At 42.4% G+C, this 17401-nt stretch carries 16 protein-coding genes; 13 read left to right on the top strand and 3 right to left on the bottom strand.

Going from position 1 to position 17401, the window contains the following annotated elements; all coding sequences use genetic code 11:
* The first annotated feature begins 1 nt into the window (after position 1).
* The 6 genes from rbfA (at position 2) to HGJ91_RS14440 (ending at position 5421) form a co-directional block, all read left to right on the top strand.
* Entirely contained in the window at positions 2–385 is a 384-nt protein-coding gene (gene rbfA / locus HGJ91_RS14465) for a 30S ribosome-binding factor RbfA (protein WP_291348527.1), read from the top strand.
* Between the two features lie 9 nt (positions 386–394).
* Positions 395–1300, top strand: a complete 906-nt coding sequence (truB, locus tag HGJ91_RS14460; protein WP_291348526.1) for a tRNA pseudouridine(55) synthase TruB — start codon at positions 395–397, stop codon at positions 1298–1300.
* 153 nt (positions 1301–1453) lie between these two features.
* Positions 1454–1723: a 30S ribosomal protein S15 gene (gene rpsO, locus HGJ91_RS14455; protein ID WP_291348525.1), complete on the top strand. Its 270-nt coding sequence runs from the start codon at positions 1454–1456 to the stop codon at positions 1721–1723.
* A gap of 196 nt (positions 1724–1919) precedes the next feature.
* Positions 1920–4010 carry a polyribonucleotide nucleotidyltransferase gene (pnp, locus tag HGJ91_RS14450; RefSeq protein WP_291348524.1) on the top strand — a complete coding sequence of 697 codons (2091 nt, stop codon included), beginning with the start codon at positions 1920–1922 and terminating at the stop codon, positions 4008–4010.
* Positions 3997–4776 (top strand): MBL fold metallo-hydrolase, encoded by a 780-nt coding sequence (locus tag HGJ91_RS14445; protein ID WP_291348523.1) that lies wholly within the window; start codon positions 3997–3999, stop codon positions 4774–4776. Before pnp ends, HGJ91_RS14445 begins: the two co-directional genes overlap by 14 nt.
* An 18-nt stretch (positions 4777–4794) precedes the next feature.
* A complete protein-coding gene (locus tag HGJ91_RS14440; RefSeq protein WP_291348522.1) occupies positions 4795–5421 on the top strand; it encodes an NAD(P)H-dependent oxidoreductase in 627 nt (208 codons plus the stop codon).
* Positions 5422–5424: 3 nt separating this feature from the next.
* Here HGJ91_RS14440 and HGJ91_RS14435 read toward each other — a convergent pair whose 3' ends face one another.
* The gene (locus HGJ91_RS14435) at positions 5425–7221 is read right to left on the bottom strand and encodes an ABC transporter ATP-binding protein (protein ID WP_291348521.1); all 1797 of its coding nucleotides are present in this window, start codon (positions 7219–7221) and stop codon (positions 5425–5427) included.
* Entirely contained in the window at positions 7211–8938 is a 1728-nt protein-coding gene (locus HGJ91_RS14430; RefSeq protein WP_291348520.1) for an ABC transporter ATP-binding protein, read from the bottom strand. The genes HGJ91_RS14435 and HGJ91_RS14430 overlap by 11 nt, the downstream gene beginning before the upstream one ends.
* A gap of 627 nt (positions 8939–9565) precedes the next feature.
* On the opposite strand from HGJ91_RS14430, the gene HGJ91_RS14425 reads away from it, so the two are divergent.
* The 3 genes from HGJ91_RS14425 to HGJ91_RS14415 all read left to right on the top strand — a co-directional run bounded on the left by HGJ91_RS14425 (position 9566) and on the right by HGJ91_RS14415 (position 11625).
* Entirely contained in the window at positions 9566–10126 is a 561-nt protein-coding gene (locus HGJ91_RS14425) for a tetratricopeptide repeat protein (RefSeq protein WP_291348519.1), read from the top strand.
* 312 nt (positions 10127–10438) lie between these two features.
* Complete coding sequence (locus HGJ91_RS14420) at positions 10439–10825, top strand: hypothetical protein (protein WP_291348518.1); 387 nt, start codon at positions 10439–10441, stop codon at positions 10823–10825.
* Positions 10826–11142: 317 nt separating this feature from the next.
* A complete protein-coding gene (locus HGJ91_RS14415) occupies positions 11143–11625 on the top strand; it encodes a PaaI family thioesterase (protein WP_291348517.1) in 483 nt (160 codons plus the stop codon).
* 97 nt (positions 11626–11722) lie between these two features.
* Here the strand turns inward: HGJ91_RS14415 and HGJ91_RS14410 are convergent, their stop codons facing one another.
* Complete coding sequence (locus HGJ91_RS14410) at positions 11723–12202, bottom strand: YbhB/YbcL family Raf kinase inhibitor-like protein (RefSeq protein WP_291348516.1); 480 nt, start codon at positions 12200–12202, stop codon at positions 11723–11725.
* A gap of 417 nt (positions 12203–12619) precedes the next feature.
* On the opposite strand from HGJ91_RS14410, the gene mce reads away from it, so the two are divergent.
* The 4 genes from mce (at position 12620) to sucC (ending at position 17399) form a co-directional block, all read left to right on the top strand.
* Positions 12620–13021 carry a methylmalonyl-CoA epimerase gene (gene mce, locus HGJ91_RS14405; RefSeq protein WP_291348515.1) on the top strand — a complete coding sequence of 134 codons (402 nt, stop codon included), beginning with the start codon at positions 12620–12622 and terminating at the stop codon, positions 13019–13021.
* Between the two features lie 89 nt (positions 13022–13110).
* Positions 13111–15234: a methylmalonyl-CoA mutase gene (scpA, locus tag HGJ91_RS14400; protein ID WP_291348514.1), complete on the top strand. Its 2124-nt coding sequence runs from the start codon at positions 13111–13113 to the stop codon at positions 15232–15234.
* Between the two features lie 5 nt (positions 15235–15239).
* Positions 15240–16214: a methylmalonyl Co-A mutase-associated GTPase MeaB gene (gene meaB / locus HGJ91_RS14395; protein ID WP_291348513.1), complete on the top strand. Its 975-nt coding sequence runs from the start codon at positions 15240–15242 to the stop codon at positions 16212–16214.
* Between the two features lie 24 nt (positions 16215–16238).
* Complete coding sequence (sucC, locus tag HGJ91_RS14390) at positions 16239–17399, top strand: ADP-forming succinate--CoA ligase subunit beta (protein WP_291348512.1); 1161 nt, start codon at positions 16239–16241, stop codon at positions 17397–17399.
* Positions 17400–17401 lie beyond the last annotated feature (2 nt).

Genomic DNA, 17401 nt, shown 5'->3' with positions numbered 1-17401 from the left:
AATGAAACCCTATTTACGAGCCGAAAGAATCAGCGGTAAGATTCAACATGCCATTACTGAACTTTTAAGCAAAAAAATGCAGGACCCGAGGATTGAGATGGCCACGATCAGTGGGGTGAAAATGACCCCTGATCTTCGGGTTGCCTATGTATATATTACTGTTTTTGGAGATAAAAAGCGAATTTCAGAGGCCTTGGACGGATTTAAAAATTCCAAGGGGTTTATCAAGAAAAGAATTGCCCCTAAATTAGGGTTAAAATACATGCCGGATTTAAGATTTGTTTATGATGATTCTTTTGACAAAGCTGCCAAAATGGATGAACTTATTAAATCCGCTTTAACCGGTACATCTTCAACCGATACATCAGACGAACAGCAGTCATAACAAGATTAAATGAAAAGTGGTATTATAGCGATTCATAAGCCTGAAGGCATTTCTTCAGCCCGGGTAGTGGCTCGTGTAAAAAAGGTCTTGACGGCAAAAAAATTAGGTCATACCGGAACCCTGGACCCTTTTGCCACAGGATTACTGCTTTGTGCGGTTAATAAGGGAACCCGGATATCCAGATTTTTTCTTGACGGCCATAAAAGATACATTGCCCGTGTATGTCTGGGGGTTGAAACAGATACGTATGATCTGACAGGTAAGACGGTTTTTACAGCTTCAAAAAATATTATGGATTCCCTCAACAACGAGGATGTTGAACAGACTGTAAATTCTTTTATCGGTATTCAGGATCAAGTGCCCCCTGCCTTTTCCGCCTTGAAACATAAAGGGCAGCCATTGTATAAGCTGGCACGCCAGGGAAAGAAAATAGAAAAACCACCAAGGCAGATTGAAATTTTTGACATCAGCATAAAACATATTGACTTGCCAAATATTGATATGGAAGTCTTTTGCTCTTCAGGAACCTATATCAGAAGCATTGCTTTTGATATAGGAAGAAGGCTTGGGTGCGGCGCTCATCTCTTAAAGCTTTGCAGAACACAGTCCAGTGCATTTAAACTGGAAGATGCCATCCAATTGGATAGCCTTGAAAGACTTGATAGAACGATAGTTGAACAAAGAATTGTTCCGTTATCGGATTGCCTTGCGTTTATGCCCAGGATTGTGGCGGATAAGCCCATTGCCCAAAAGATTAAATTCGGTCAAAAACTTTTAAAAAAAGAGATTGGCCCCTCTTTGGTAAAACCGAATCAATCCATCAGGGTGATTGATAATGATAATAATCTTTTGGCAATCATTCAATTAAATGAAAACAGGCAAGAGTATAATTATTCTTGTGTTTTTTTGAGTTAACTGGTATTTATGCCAGGTTATATATATTTGTAATGGTATGGATGATCTGTTTTGAATTTCTTTTTCTGAATGGAATATCGGATGAGAAATCATATAAGTTCAGATTATTGACGGATACCATGTTTTATTTATTCCAGACAAAGGAGTTCTAAAGTGGTTTTATTAGCAGAAAACAAAGAGGAGATGATTGAACAATTCAAGCTCCACGAATCTGATACAGGCTCACCAGAGGTGCAGGTTGCCATTTTAACCCACCGTATCAGCTATCTTACAGAGCATCTTAAAGTTCACAAAAAAGACCATCATTCAAGACGGGGTCTGTTGATTCTTGTTGGAAGACGCAGAAGTCTTCTGGATTATGTTAAGAAAAAAGATGTGAACAGATACCGTTCTTTAATTGAAAGACTCGGACTTAGAAGATAGAATGACAAACAGTCGGTTTTTGACACATTGTGGGTCAAAAACCGGTTTATTATTTTTAACCGGGCGGCAGTCGCTTGGGATGCTTTTAAATAAGTTCGCATGTTTGCCATCAAGCAGATGTTTGATGGCAAACATGCGGGTTTATTATTTTTAAGGTATCTCAAAGTCTCCGTCTTTTTTATTATTAGGAGAAATCATGGAAAAAACTACAAAAGCAGTCATCGGAGGAAAAGAATTTTCCATCAGTACCGGTAAGATTGCCAAACAGGCATCTGGATCAGTTGTGGTTCAGTATGGAGAAACGGTTGTGCTTGTCACTGCTGTGGCCGCAAAAGAGCCCAGGGAAGTAAGCTTTCTACCCCTTACTGTTGAATACCAGGAGCGAATCTATTCAGCCGGCAGAATTCCGGGCAATTATTTCAGGCGTGAAATCGGCAGGCCTTCGGAAAGTGAAACCTTGAATGCTCGTCTCATTGACCGGCCTATCAGGCCTTTGTTTGAGACGGGTTATAATTTTGAAACCCAGGTGATTGCTACTGTTCAGTCAACAGACAAATTGTGCGATCCCGGCGTTCTTGCCCTGGTGGGTGCCTCCACAGCACTTGAAATATCTGATATCCCCTTTGCAGGACCCATTGCCGGTATTAAAGTGGGCAGGGTCAATGGCGAGTTCATTGCCAACCCCACCCCTGAGCAGATGGAGGAAAGCGATATCGACCTGACAGTGGCTGGTTCCAAAACCGGTGTGGTTATGGTGGAAGGCGGGGCTGATATTGTATCTGAAAAAGATATGCTGGATGCCATCTTTTTCGGCCATGAAGCCATGCAGCCCCTCATTGATCTCCAGGTGGAACTGAAAGCAGCCGTTGGAAAGGAAAAGAGACCTTTTACACCCCCGGCAAAAGATGAGGCCCTGGCAGAAAAAGTATTGGCCTTTGCCACGGATAAAATCCATGAAAAAGTCCAGATCAAAACAAAGATCGAACGGCAGAATGCTCTTAGCCTTTTAAAAGAAGAGGTGGTGGGCCAGTTTTCCGAAGAATATCCGGAACAGATTAAAGAGATTAAAGAAGAGGTCTACCAGGCCATCAAATCCGTGAGCAGGGATATTGTCCTCAAGGAAGACAAGCGCATTGACGGCAGAGCATTTGATGAAATCCGCCAGATTGAATGTGAAGCAGCATGCCTGCCAAGACTCCATGGCTCTGCCCTTTTCACTAGGGGGGAAACCCAGGTCCTGGGTGTTCTTACCCTTGGTTCCGGCAGGGATGAGCAGCGTATTGAAACCCTGAATAATGGGGACACAACCCGTGCTTTTATGCTCCATTATAATTTCCCTCCCTTTTCCGTGGGCGAAGTCCGTCGGGCAGGCGGCCCAAGCCGCAGGGATATCGGCCATGGTAACCTGGCCCACCGTGCCCTGGAAAGGGTTCTTCCTTCTCCCGAGGATTTTGAATATACCATCCGCCTGGTGGGAGAGGTCATGGAATCCAATGGCAGCTCTTCCATGGGAACTGTATGCTCCGGTACTCTGGCTCTCATGGACGGCGGGGTGCCTATTAAGGCTCCTGTATCCGGTATTGCCATGGGTCTTGTAAAAGACGGAGAAAAAACCGTTGTTCTTTCCGATATCCTTGGAGATGAAGATCATTTCGGTGATATGGATTTCAAGGTAGCTGGAACCAGGGAAGGCATTACAGCCCTTCAGATGGACATCAAGATCAAAGAGCTGTCCAAAGATATTATGGAGACAGCATTGAATCAAGCCCTGGGCGGAAGACTTCATATCCTGGACAAGATGTTGGAAATCCTTGATAAATCAAGGGATGAAGTGTCTCCCCATGCTCCTAAAATCGTGAGCGTTCAGATCAACAAAGACAAGATCAGGGATATCATCGGACCTGGCGGAAAAGTGATCCGGGCGCTTCAGGCAGAAACCAATACTGTCATTGAGGTGAATGATGATGGTATCGTCAAAATTGCGGCTGAAAACGAAGAAGATGCGGCACTTGCTTTAAAAATGGTATCTGATATCGCCCTTGATCCTGAGATTGGTGAGATCTATGAAGGAACCGTTGTTAAGATCATGGATTTTGGTGCCTTTGTAAATATTAAAACAGGTACTGATGGGCTCGTACATATTTCAGAACTGGCAGATTACAGGGTCAAAAAAGTAACTGATGTGGTTAAAGAGGGAGATGTCATCTCTGTAAAAGTTTTGGATGTTACCCGGGATGGAAAAATAAAGCTGAGTTATAAAGCTGCAAAAAAAGATGAAGAAAAATAAATCTTTTTGTGTCTGCCCCCTTGCCAGTGGCAGCAAGGGGAACAGTCTTTTTGTCTCTTGCAATAACAGTTCCATTTTAATTGATGCCGGGCTTTCAGGCGTTGAAATTGAACGACGGTTAAGCCATGTGAATATCAATCCTGAAAGCCTTACCGCCATCATCGTCACCCACGAGCATTCCGATCATGTAAAAGGTGCAGGGATATTGAGTCGTCGATTTAAACTCCCTGTATATATCACACAAAAGACTTGGCAGGCCTGCCGCGGTCTTGGGAAAATTGAACACTTGCATTTTTTTGAATGCGGCGCCCCCTTTAAAATAGATCAAATTCTGGTCAGCCCGTTTTCCATTTCCCACGATGCAACAGACCCTGCCGGCTTGACGCTTGAATACAAGCACCATAAAATCGGCATAGCGACCGATCTTGGCATTGTCACAAGTCTTGTAAAGGACCATTTGAAAAATAGTAATATTTTATATCTTGAATCAAACCATGATCCTGAAATGTTGATTAACGGCTCCTATCCATGGCATCTCAAGCAGAGGATCAAGGGCAGGACCGGCCATTTGTCCAATATGGATGCCAGAACGCTGGTATCGGAACTTAAGACGGATTGTCTGAAACACGTCATTCTTGCTCATTTAAGTGAAGAGAATAATTGTCCTCAAAAAGCACTCCTCGAAGTATCCAAAAGTCTGAATGCCTCAAATATTGCCCTGCATGTAGCCAGCCCTCATCAACCTGGGAATGTCATAAAACTGTAACCTCTGAGAAAGGAAACAATGATGAATCCAGTTATCAAAGCATTAAATTTTCGTCATGCGTGTAAACTGTTTGATCCGGATAAAAAGATTTCAAAAGAGCATATGGATATGATTGTGACAGCCGCTCACCTTTCACCCACCTCTTTTGGACTTGAGGCATGGAAGTTTCTGGTAATCAGCTCGGATGTCGTAAAAAAGACACTTCGGCCTGCCTGCTGGAATCAGCCTCAAATTACGGATGCCAGCCATGTTATTGTCATCCTGTCAAACCCTAGTCTTGCCGATCCGTCAAAGGAGTATATTAGACTCAATTCTGAGAGGAGGGGACTGCCGGAGGATGCAGTAAAAGTCTATATTGAGAAATACAAAAATCATATGGAAACTCAAGTTTTTCCCAGAATGAGTGCCTATGCCTGGTGTTCCAAGCAATGTTATATAGGGCTTGCAAACATCATGACAACAGCAGCATCAGAAGGGATTGATTCCTGCCCCATTGAAGGATTTGAAAAAGAACTGGTTGAAAAGGCGCTCAATATCGATACGAATCAATATGAAGTGGCAGTGGTTGTGGCATTGGGGTATCGTACCAAAGAGCAGCCTGAAAGAAGACGTCATCCCATGGAAAGTGTTGTTGAGTACATATAAATATCAGATTTTTTCTTTTTTCAGAAAATGATAATACTCACCCTTTAACTCGACAAGTTCATGGTGAGATCCTTTCTCCCTGATGGTTCCATCTCTTAAAAGAATGATGGTGTCACAATCTTTGACAGTAGACAGCCGGTGAGCGATGATGATGGAAAGTCTTCCTTTCATCAGTTTTTTCATGGCATCATGAACCTTTTGTTCTGACTGGGAATCCATGTAGGAAGTTGCTTCATCAAAAATGATCAGGTCCGGGTTAAAGGCAAATGCCCGTGCAATGCATACAAGCTGCTTTTCGCCACTGGACAATGGGCGGCCGCCTTCTTCTATCATTGTGTCAAGGCCTGAAAATTTTTCAAATAAAAAGTCACAGTTTGCATTATGTAATGCTTTTTCAAGCCCTGAAGCATCTAAATCCCGTCCGGATGGTTTGATATTTTCCCTGATACTGCCGGAAAAGAGAATCGGGTCCTGCATGACAAGGGCAGTCTTGCTCCTGATATCTTTGACGTTCATGGAAGTTTGATTGATATGGTTGATTAAAATGTTTCCATCATCCGGGTGATAGAATCCTGTGATCAGATTGATAATGGAACTTTTACCTGATCCTGTCTGGCCGACAATGCCAATGGAGTTCCCTTCCTTAAGATGAAAAGAGATGTTTTTTAATACCATTATATTTTTATCATATGAAAAATTCACCTGATCGAATGTGACATTGGAAATTTTATTCATCCGTTTTCGTTTTTTGCTGATGCGTTGTTTTGCCTTATCATTGTTAAGTACACTGATAATCCGTTCTGCCGAAGCCAGGGCACTCTGGAGCAGATTAAACTTTTCAGACAGCTCCCTTAAGGGCCTGAAAAAGAGCTTCATATAGGTTAGAAAGGCCACAAGTTCCCCTAAGGTCAGGGCTTTTTCAATGACTTCAAAGCTGCCGCCCCATATGATAATGGCAACACTCAACACCCCTAAGAAACCGATAAAGGGCATAAATATGGAAAATATTTTTATCTGGAACAGGGCAGCGGTGAAATGTTCAAAATTAAGACTTTCAAAGCGTTGCATAAATCTGTTCTGGCTGGATGTTGTCTGAATAATTTTTATTCCTGTGATGGCTTCTGAAAAACTGTGGTTGATTTCAGCAATTTTTTGCCGGATGGTTCTAAAGACATTTCGCAAAATTTTTGAAAACAGGCCAATACTGATCATGATCACCGGAACCAGAACAGATAAATAAAATGCGAGCTTAATGTGAAGGGTAAACAGGATCACCAGAATGCCGGTCATCATCACAAGATCCTTGAAAATAAAGATGAGGATACTGGTAAACATCTCATTCATGTTCTCAACATCACCCGCAACACGGGATACCATCCTTCCGCTTGAGTTTTTATCATAAAATGCAATCGGCAGAAAGGTCATGTGGGAGAAGAGAGCGCATCGCAGATTTAATATGATTTTTTGACCGGTGTATTCCATGAACAGGGCCTGGAAAAAATCAATGACAAATGAAGTGAAGGTAAATATAAAAAAAAGGATGCAAAAGGCCTGAAAAGAGTCAATCCTAAAGCCCAAAAGATGGATGCCTTTTTCAAGACCCACAGGAACGATAAACCCGTCAAGGGCTTTTTGAATGAAAATCGGCATGAGCAGTTCAAAGAATGTGACAAGAAAGACCAGAGCTGTGGACAGGCAAAGCATCCATAAATAAGGTCTGATAAAAGGCCATAATTCTTTGGCAAGCGCAAGATTTGCAAGCTTGATTTCCTTTTCCTCCGGATGGATATCAGGCGCCATAATCCTCCTCGAACTGCTGTACCAGGTAGGACTCTTTATAGAAATGGTCTTTTTCGATGAGTTCCTGATGAGTCCCGAAATGATCTATCCGGCCGTTTTTTAAAATAAAAATTGTGTCACAGGATGCCAGCGCAGAGATTCTGTGGGAAATAATAATAAAAGTGGCATTTAATGCCATTTTTTTTAATCTTGAAATTACTTTGGAGGCTGTACGGGTGTCCATTTGGCTGATGGGGTCATCCAGAATGATGACCGGTTTTTCCAGTATCAATGTTCGTGCAAGGGCAATCCGTTGTTTTTGGCCTCCTGAAAGAGTGATGCCCCTTTCACCGACGATGGTATCAAGCCCATCCGGCATTTCTTTTAAGGTGTCTTTCAGGCTGCAAGCCCGGATAATCCGCTCAAGCTTTTCTTCGTCCGCATCTCTTCCCATGAGAATGTTTTCCCTGATTGTGCCTGAAAAAAGAAACGCTTCCTGGGGCATCAGGGCAATATGCTGCCTTAGAAAATTAAGATCAAAGGTATTCAGATCAAGACCATCAAGGGATATTTCGCCTTTTGAAGTATTGTAAAGTCTCGGTATCAATTGGGCCAGACTCGTCTTACCGGAGCCCGGGGGGCCGCTGATGCCAATGGAAGTTCCCTGATGGATTTTAAGATTAATATTTGAAAGAATTGTTTTGTTCTTATCATAGGCAAAGCTGACATCTTTAAATATGATGTTTCCCCTCACTTTTGAAAGGATATTGGGATTTTCAGGAGAGGTTACATCAGGCATTGAGTCTAAAAGCGTATTAATTCGTTTTAAGGACGCCATTCCCCTTTGAAAGAGATTGGTCATCCATCCGATGGCAATGACAGGCCATGCAAGGATTCCAAGATATTGCAGAAAGGCGACAAGCTCACCCGGACTGAGAACCTGTTTTATCACCAGAAAACCGCCGTAAAATATAACAACCAGGGTGGATAAATTTAAAAAAAATATTAGTAAAGGTTTTAGCAGGGCGGTAACAAAAGCTCTTTTCAGGTTTTTTTTAAAATAATCTGTTGAAGCTTTCTCAACCTTATTGCCAATGATGGTTTCAAAATTAAATACTTTTATAATGCGAATGCCAAAGAAACTCTCCCTTATAAGTTCGGTAAGTTGAGAATACGATTCCTGGGCTGTTTTATGAAAGACATGCATTTTTTTTCCCAGGGTTCTTGTGACAACAATCAGGAACGGCATGGGGATCATTGCAAGGATCGTTAGTTTCGGATGGGTCCAGAACATAATGGCAAGGGTGGCACCGCCAAGCAGAAAGGTATCCACAAGTACGATCAGGCCAAAACCGAATGCCATCCTGATATGATTGATGTCGCTTGTGGCATGGGCCATGATATCCCCTGTTTTAACCTTGTCTAAATAGGCCATGTCCAGGCTCAGGACATGGCTGAAAAGATCATCCCGGATGCCTTTTTCAACATCCCTTGCACTTCCCATGAGAAGATTGCGCCAGCCATACCTTAATCCTGCCATAACAAGACCGAGGAAAAGAATAAAGGCACATTGAAAAATCAGGGTTTTACTGTCAAAAGAAGCTGAACTTAAACTATCAATGGCATGTTTAATAATTTGGGGAATGACCAGCTGTGTGGCATCCACAACAATCATGCATAAAATACCCAATAGTATTTTATAAAGATTTTTTTTAAAATAAGGATAGATCAGTTTCAAAATATTTAAGCTCCAGGTATCAAAATAGACACTCTTTCCCCAATTGCAATGCTGGTATGAGTTTCAAATTTTCTGGCATCAATCCAACAGGAGAAAAGTGTTGTTGCCTTATTATTAATTTTTTTAAGTTGAAGTTGCTGGTATAACTAAATATATTTCTGAAACGAGCTCAAACCCGGCTTTGATAGACATCATTTTTTGCCAAAGATATCATTTGGATTATTGAATAATAGGAAAGTTGAGGATAATGCAAGTATTTTTGATTTTTTGCCTTGTCGAAATTTTAGAGATATCCATTAAATTTGAACGAAGAAAAAAATCAAAGACCGGTCATTTTTATCTCCAATAAAAATTATTTTGGCATATTTTCCCACGATACATTATATTTTTAGGCAAGTTGATTTGTAGCTTGAAATCCTTTATAATCACTTGAAAGATTGATAAACATTTGTAACCAAGATTTTTAAATTTATCTGGTTGGATATCATTCAAACTTGCAAAACAAATGGGACCGTATAATTATTTTTAATTGTTAGCAATAAGTGAAAAAACAGGGTCTCTATTAAAGTCAATATTATGGAAAATTTCCACTTATTAACACTGTTAGGCTGCTGTTGGAGTCGAATCGTGGTCAATCGGTCCGATCATCTGCTGTTATTGGTGGCCGCTGTGCTTTGCGCAGTAGTGACAACTTCTTGTACGACCGGAAAAGAGCTACCTGATCGAAAATTCTCTGAAAAGCCGCACGTCATTTTTGATGCTGGCCTGACTTCTTATGAGAATGGGAATTTCAGGGATGCGTTTGTCCTTTGGCGTTCGCTTGCAGAACGAGGGCACGCTGAAGCCGCGTTTCGGATTGCAGATATGTACGATTTTGCACAAGGCGTATCACAAGATTATGGACAAGCCGCCCGCTGGTATCTGGAGTCAGCCGAGAGGGGTTATGGGGAGGCACAATTTCGGATTGCAAGTAGATATGATGTTGGCCTAGGTGTTGGTCGCGACTATCTGGCAGCTTACAAATGGTACTGGCTTTGTCTAAGAAGTGGAGATTCGTCGGAAAAAGCCAAATATTTGGCAGATATTATGCTTCGGACGTACCTGTCAGTGGGCGTTCTGTCTTGGGAACAAATCAAATACGCGGAGCGGCAAGCAAAGGCTTGGCGGCCGAAACCCGATTTGCACTAAAAATAGTGGGATAGTCACGAGGAAAGATGCATAAATTCAGGCCTAAAGCGTGACATTTGTCTAACAATGGTTTCGAGCTGACGGCGGACCGCACTAAGGCGCATCTGCGGTTGGTCTCAGGTGACGCCTCCGCTTGTTCCCTCGTTCCCTCGCTGTGCTCGGTGGCTATTGATCTCAACCGTTCGACTTATATTTTCTGACAATCTTAATCAAGCCCATTCTTCCAAATTCAAGTTACTAACAGTCAATCTTTGAGTATTAGAGTGGAGCAATGAGGTAGCAAATAGTAAACAAACCAAAAGGAGATTTCGTATGAGTTTTACACATCGATTTAACTTTTTTTATTCCATCTTTCACATTATTGCTGGGTTTGCTTTTATAGGTACAGAAAGTTGGTTCATGATAACCAAAAATGATAGTTCAGCTATTATTGGAGGTGTTGGCTTTTGGATGGCCGTTTCTGGCGTATTAGGAATAAAACGCAGTTGGTGGGGTGTGCTATGTCATATACTCGTACTTTTTCTATTTACCGCGTTTGCGGTAATTCATGCAATAACCTTAATTAAATATTCTTTGGGCTCCACATTTAATTTTATTGTTTCGAAACCAATTTCGATTTTAATAATTGTCTGGGCTATTGCCGAATGGGGTTATTTTGTATGCAGAATAATAGAAGTTAATCGCAAGTCTAATTATTAGAAGACTCCAAAACAGCAATCTAACAAGGCTAATACAGTCGATGCAAAAAACCGCGCAGCTGATTAGCGATGATCAAGTATATTTTCTGACAATCTTAATCAAAAATATTCCTCCAAATTCAAGTTACTAATATATTTTGTTGAAAATAAGCCTCTCCTGGAGTCAAGTATCATTATCCCATGCCGAAAAATTTAGGATACAAAATTATCGAGGATATTAAAAATAGAATTAAATTTTGGATTCCTTGTCATTTTCCCCGTATTATTATATTCGATCAATTTAGGTTGGTAATAAAATAATTATGGATTTTTTTCAGCATGAAAAACAAAAAAGAAAAAACAGACTCTTCATGCACTGGACCGCATAAAGTTAAACTTGAAAAATGGATCAGTTGCGCACCTTTTGAAGATCTCCTTGGAATAAAAATCATTAACGCCAAGGATGGTCATGCTCATTTAACCATGCCATTTGTTTTTAAATTAGCTCAGGGAAAAGGGTTGGCACATGGAGGTGCTATTGTAACACTCGCTGATACAGCAGTGGCTATGGCTATAAAAAGTATTATTCCTCCAAACAGTCGTTTTGGTACAATCTCATTAAACTCTGAATTCCTTGCTCCAGTAACAAAGGGAGTCCTTACATCGAAAGCCAAAGTAAAGCTTTTAGAAAATAGAATAATACAAGGATTTTCAACTGTTTTTGATGAAAATGACAGAGAAGTAATGAACTTTTCGGCTATTTTCAAGCTCGCAAAAGATGTAAATATATTAGAAGCTGTCCTAAAAAATATATCAGATTGAGATCCTGATTGAAGTTATGAATAATTATCCTGTCTATAACGAGATTTCTCCAATGCCGGATTTAAAAGCCAGGTCCCTGAAAATCTCTTAACTTTTTCTAATCTCTCATATAACGACCGACCAGTCGATTCATTCCAATGAGCTGGGGTTCGATTTTTTTCAGAAGCTGCCACATTGTTAGTCCAGCTTCAAGCTCAACCGGTTCTTTGAGTGCCAGCACCCAGAAGTAATAGCTGTGAAGCCCATGGCCATTGGGGGGCATGGGGCCATTGTATCCGGTTTGACCAGAGTCGTTCCTGCCGTTTGTATACTGTTTAGTATCTTCATCCAGGCGGGTGACATTACCCGGGATATTGTATAATACCCAGTGTACAAATCCATAGGTGCCGTCACCGGTCACAAGAGGAGCATCCGGATCATGACAGATAATGGCAAAAGCCTTTGCATCCTGAGGTGGATCAGTCCATGATAATGAAGGTGAAACGTCTGCACCTTCACCAGTGAATTTGGACGGAATTAAACCGTCTTGCTCAAATGCATCGCTTTTTAACTGCATTACAGATGGTGCAAAACCCATAATTTATCTCCTTTTTTCAAGATGTTTTAGTATCTCAAATTAATTTTCAGAATTCAGCTGCCCTGCCTGCCTTTCAGGAAATTTTCTTAAAGTTGTTTTTAAACCAAACAATAAAGCGTATTAAATGTTAATTCAATATATATATAACTTATTTCGACAACAATGTCTTGACAAGCGGCGAGTTCATTGACTCAGTCTCGCAGCAGAACGCTGTGAGATTGAGTCAATGAACTCCAGTACTCTTTGCCTTAGTACAGATAGCTTAAACGCATGGGCGGACAGACCCGGCGGCATAGATATCTTTTTTAAATTTACTTGTAATAACTCTGAAATGGAGTGAATTTAAGGTTGACTTTCAGCGGTTGAACCATCTATAGATAAGGATTGTGATTTTATAAATAATTTTGGAGATAATAGATGAAAATACTTAAAATAGATCACCTCGGAATCGCTGTCTCGAGCATTGATGAAAAGAAAAATTTCTGGATAGATGCGTTAGGATTGGATTTAGAGGGAACAGAAACGGTTGAAGAACAAAAAGTGACCACGGCTTTTTTACCGGTTGGTGAAAGTGAAGTGGAGCTTCTGGAATCCACATCCAAGGACGGTCCTATTGCCAAATATATTGAAAAAAGAGGCGAAGGGATTCAGCATGTGGCTTTCCGGGTTGAAAATATAGAAGAAGCCCTTGCAGAACTCAAAGAAAAAGGGATTCAACTCATAGATCAAACCCCCCGTATAGGTGCAGGTGGGGCCAAAATCGCATTTTTACATCCCAAGGCTACATCAGGAGTCCTAGTTGAACTGTGTGAAAGATAGTTTGTGCCCGACCGAAAATCGCTAATTTTCCCGATTAGTGCGGTGGGCAATACTTTGTATTTTAAACTCAATTAGACCGGAGGATAACCATGTCTCAAATGTCTGATCTTAATAAATGGGAAGAACTTGCCGCAAAACAACTGAGGGGAAAGCCCCTTGAATCGTTAACAAAGAAAACCCCGGAAGGGATAGACGTCAAACCCTTATATACTGCTAAAGACCTTGAAAAAGTAGAATTCATTAATAATTTGCCTGGATTCGAACCCTTTGTAAGAGGTCCTATGTCCACCATGTATGCTGGCCGTCCCTGGACCATTCGTCAGTATGCAGGATTTTCAACAGCCAAAGAATCCAATGCATTTTATCGCAAAAACCTGGCAGCAGGACAAAAAGGCTTGTCTGTTGCCTTTGATCTGGCCACCCACAGGGGGTATGATTCCGATCATCCAAGGGTTGCAGGAGATGTCGGGAAAGCAGGGGTCGCTATTGACTCTGTCGAAGATATGAAAATTTTGTTTGATCAGATTCCCTTAGATCAAATGTCTGTCTCCATGACCATGAACGGGGCGGTTCTGCCAATTCTTGCAGGTTATATTGTTGCGGCAGAAGAGCAGGGTGTTAAGCATGAGCAGCTCATGGGAACTATTCAAAATGATATTTTAAAGGAATATCTGACCCGAAACACCTATATTTATCCGCCAACCCCTTCCATGAGAATTGTTTCCGATATCATAGGGTTTTGTTCGGATCATATGCCAAAATTCAATAGTATCAGCATCAGCGGGTATCATATTATGGAGGCAGGGGCAGATTCGGTTCTCCAGACGGCTTTTACCCTGGCCGACGGCCTTGAGTATGTCAAAGCCGCCCTGGCAACAGGTCTTGATATTGATAAATTTGCCCCGAGACTCTCTTTCTTTTTCGGGATCGGCATGAATTTTTTTATGGATATCGCCATGCTCAGAGCAGCCAGATTTTTGTGGGCAGAACTCATAGCTGACTTTAATCCGAAAAATCCAAAATCAAAAATGCTTCGGACCCACTGCCAGACCTCGGGCTGGAGCCTGACCCAGCAGGATCCGTATAACAATGTTGTCAGGACCACTCTTGAATGCCTGTCAGCCGTGCTTGGCGGCACACAGAGCCTTCACACCAACTCTTTTGACGAAGCAGTGGGGCTGCCCACGGAATTGTCAGCCAGAATTTCCAGAAATACCCAGATCCTGGTGCAGGAAGAATCCCATATCTGTGATGTTGTGGATCCTTTAGGCGGATCATACTATGTTGAAACACTGACACAGAATATTATTGATGAAGTAAGAAAAATTCTGGCTGAAATAGAGGAACTCGGCGGCATGGCCAAGGCTATTGAATCCGGTATGCCGAAAATGAGAATTGAAGAAGTATCTGCCAGACGTCAGGCCAGAATTGACCATGGCACGGATGTGATTGTGGGGGTGAATAAATACCGAATTGAAGATGAAACTCCCATCCCTGTACGTGAAGTCTCTGAAGAGGTTCGGGATGAACAGGTGGCACGTCTGCACCAGATTAAAAAAGAGCGGGATAATGAAGCGGTTCAAAAGGCCCTGGATGATATCACAAAGGCCTGTGAATCAGAAGACAACCTTCTGGCAGCCTGCCTGCCGGCAGTGCGGGCAAGGGCAACGGTTGGGGAGATTTGTGATGCTATGGAAAAAGTGTTTACACGTTTTGTGGCCACTACTCAGTGTATTTCAGGGGTGTATGCCGCAGAAAGTTCAGATTCCGAGATAATTGAGTCTTTGAGAAAACGGACGGCTGATTTTGAGAAAAAGACCGGTCGAAGGCCCAGGATTTTATTGTCCAAAATGGGACAGGATGGGCATGACCGGGGTGTGAAAGTCATTGCCACGGCCTATGCGGATTTTGGTTTTGATGTGGATCTGGGCCCCATGTTCCAGACTCCAGAGGAAGCCGCCAGAATGGCCGTTGAAAATGATGTCCATATAGTCGGGGTATCAAGCCTTGCAGCCGGGCATAAAACTTTGGTGCCGCAGGTCATTGAAGAGTTGAAAAACCAGGGGGCCTCTGATATTAAAGTGGTAGTTGGCGGCGTAATCCCTCCAGGGGATTATGATTTTTTGAAAAATGCAGGTACAGCTGAGATTTTTGGCCCCGGAACAGTGGTAACGGACTCTGCAAACAGGACTCTCAATATCATAGGTGCGTAAAGGTTATGATTCAAACCGACCCTGATAGTTTTGTCCAGGGTATTTTAGACGGCAATCGGCGCATGATCGCCAAGACAATAACATTGATAGAAAGCAGTCTCAAAGAGCATCAAAAAATAGCTTTCACGGTTATGGAAAAGATCCTGCCCCGTACTGGAAACAGTATCCGGTTAGGCGTCACAGGGGTGCCCGGTGTAGGCAAAAGTACTTTTATTGAAAATTTAGGTATTTTTTTGGCGGATATCGGCCATAAAGTGGCAGTGCTTACCGTCGATCCCACAAGCCAGAGGAGCGGCGGGTCTATCCTGGGAGACAAAACAAGGATGGAAAAGCTGTCCGCCCATGGAAATGCCTTTATCAGGCCGTCTCCTGCAGGAGAAACCTTAGGCGGGGTTGCAGCTAAAACCCGTGAAATCATGCTGATCTGTGAAGCCGCCGGGTTTGATGTGATCCTTGTGGAAACTGTAGGAGTGGGGCAGTCGGAAACCAGCGTGGCTTCAATGGTGGATTTTTTCCTGGTATTGATGATTTCAGGGGCAGGTGATGAACTCCAGGGAATTAAAAAAGGGGTTCTTGAACTTGCTGACGGCATTGCCATTAACAAGGCAGACGGAGAGAACCTTAAGGAGGTCGAAAAAACCAAAGGGGATCTTGAAATGGCTATGCATCTGATCAGACCTGAATCTCCAACCTGGTCCACACCGGTTTTGACCTGTTCATCTATTGTTGAGGACGGCACAAAAAATGTCTGGGAAACCGTTCTTGATCATCATAAAAAATTTAAAACATCAGGAGAGTTTCAGCAAAGACGGAAAAAACAAACCCTGAAATGGATGTGGACCCTTGTTGAAGAGGGTTTAAAACAGCGGTTTAAAAATAATGAGAAAATTAATGAAGAAATACCGGTTATCTCCCGGCAGGTAGAAAATGAGAAAATTTCGCCTTCAGCAGCCGCTGAAGTGCTTTTGTCATATTTATAAAACACTATATTTAAGGAAGTTTAAATGAAAATACATGAATATCAGGCAAAGGAATTATTTAGAAAATATAATGTTCCTGTTCCTGACGGAAATGCCGCTTTTTCAGTGGAGGAAGCAAAAGAAAGCGCCGCGAACCTGGGTGGTTTTCCTGTGGTGGTTAAAGCCCAGATCCATGCAGGCGGAAGGGGCAAAGGCGGGGGTGTAAAACTTGCATCTTCCATGGAAGAAGTTGAAACTCTGGCAGGCCAGATACTTGGCATGACCCTTGTCACCCATCAAACCGGTCCGGAAGGCAAGCTTGTGAAAAAGCTCTTGATCGAAGCGGGCCAGAAAATTGAAAAAGAGCTTTATTTAAGCCTTCTTGTGGACCGTGCCACAGCATCTATTGTGATCATGGCGAGCCGGGACGGTGGCATGGACATTGAAGAAGTGGCAGCCAACACTCCGGAAAGAATTATAAAAGTTTACATAGATCCGCTAATGGGGATTCAGGGCTATCAACTCAGGCAAGTCGGGTTCGGACTTGAAATTCCTCCTGCTGCCATGAAACAGTTTTCACAACTTTTATCCAACCTGTATAAATTTTTTATTGCCAATGACTGTTCCATGGTTGAAATCAACCCGTTGATTTTAACTTCGGATGACAAGGTACTGGCCCTGGATGCCAAGGTGGATTTTGATTCCAACGCCCTTTATCGCCACAAAGACCTGATGGGCTTAAGAGATCTTGATGAAGAAGATCCCCTGGAAGTTGAAGCTTCAAAATTTAATTTAAACTATATCAACCTTGACGGCAATGTGGGCAATATCGTGAACGGTGCAGGCCTTGCCATGGCCACCATGGATATAATCAAGAATGCCGGGGCAACTCCGGCTAATTTCATGGATGTTGGCGGCGGAGCCACTTCCGAACAGGTTGAAAACGCATTCAGGATCATCCTTGACGATGACAAGGTCAAAGCCCTTTTGGTCAATATTTTCGGCGGCATATTGCGATGTGATATTTTTGCCCGGGGTGTTGTGGATGCTGCCAGAAAAACCGGTATCGATATCCCTGTTGTGGTTCGCATGGAAGGCACAAATGTGGATGAAGGAAAGAAAATCCTGGACGATGCAGGGCTTAATTTGACCAGTGCCTTTGACCTTTCCGATGCAGCCCGGAAAATTGCTGCCGCAGTCAATTAAAG

Origin of the sequence: Desulfobacula sp. (assembly GCF_014237455.1) — a bacterium.
Classification (GTDB): Bacteria; Desulfobacterota; Desulfobacteria; order Desulfobacterales; family Desulfobacteraceae; genus Desulfobacula.
Note: the sequence above shows the minus strand (reverse complement) of the source record. Positions and strands in the feature narration are given on the sequence as shown.

What these genes read in the sequence shown, in the direction of transcription:
- rbfA (WP_291348527.1), top strand. Translation starts at nt 2, where the DNA reads ATGAAACCCTATTTACGAGCCGAAAGAATCAGCGGTAAGATTCAACAT.
- truB (WP_291348526.1), top strand. Translation starts at nt 395, where the DNA reads ATGAAAAGTGGTATTATAGCGATTCATAAGCCTGAAGGCATTTCTTCA.
- pnp (WP_291348524.1), top strand. Translation starts at nt 1,920, where the DNA reads ATGGAAAAAACTACAAAAGCAGTCATCGGAGGAAAAGAATTTTCCATC.
- HGJ91_RS14445 (WP_291348523.1), top strand. Translation starts at nt 3,997, where the DNA reads ATGAAGAAAAATAAATCTTTTTGTGTCTGCCCCCTTGCCAGTGGCAGC.
- HGJ91_RS14440 (WP_291348522.1), top strand. Translation starts at nt 4,795, where the DNA reads ATGATGAATCCAGTTATCAAAGCATTAAATTTTCGTCATGCGTGTAAA.
- HGJ91_RS14435 (WP_291348521.1), bottom strand. Translation starts at nt 7,221, where the DNA reads ATGGCGCCTGATATCCATCCGGAGGAAAAGGAAATCAAGCTTGCAAAT.
- HGJ91_RS14420 (WP_291348518.1), top strand. Translation starts at nt 10,439, where the DNA reads ATGAGTTTTACACATCGATTTAACTTTTTTTATTCCATCTTTCACATT.
- HGJ91_RS14415 (WP_291348517.1), top strand. Translation starts at nt 11,143, where the DNA reads ATGAAAAACAAAAAAGAAAAAACAGACTCTTCATGCACTGGACCGCAT.
- HGJ91_RS14410 (WP_291348516.1), bottom strand. Translation starts at nt 12,202, where the DNA reads ATGGGTTTTGCACCATCTGTAATGCAGTTAAAAAGCGATGCATTTGAG.
- mce (WP_291348515.1), top strand. Translation starts at nt 12,620, where the DNA reads ATGAAAATACTTAAAATAGATCACCTCGGAATCGCTGTCTCGAGCATT.
- scpA (WP_291348514.1), top strand. Translation starts at nt 13,111, where the DNA reads ATGTCTCAAATGTCTGATCTTAATAAATGGGAAGAACTTGCCGCAAAA.
- meaB (WP_291348513.1), top strand. Translation starts at nt 15,240, where the DNA reads ATGATTCAAACCGACCCTGATAGTTTTGTCCAGGGTATTTTAGACGGC.
- sucC (WP_291348512.1), top strand. Translation starts at nt 16,239, where the DNA reads ATGAAAATACATGAATATCAGGCAAAGGAATTATTTAGAAAATATAAT.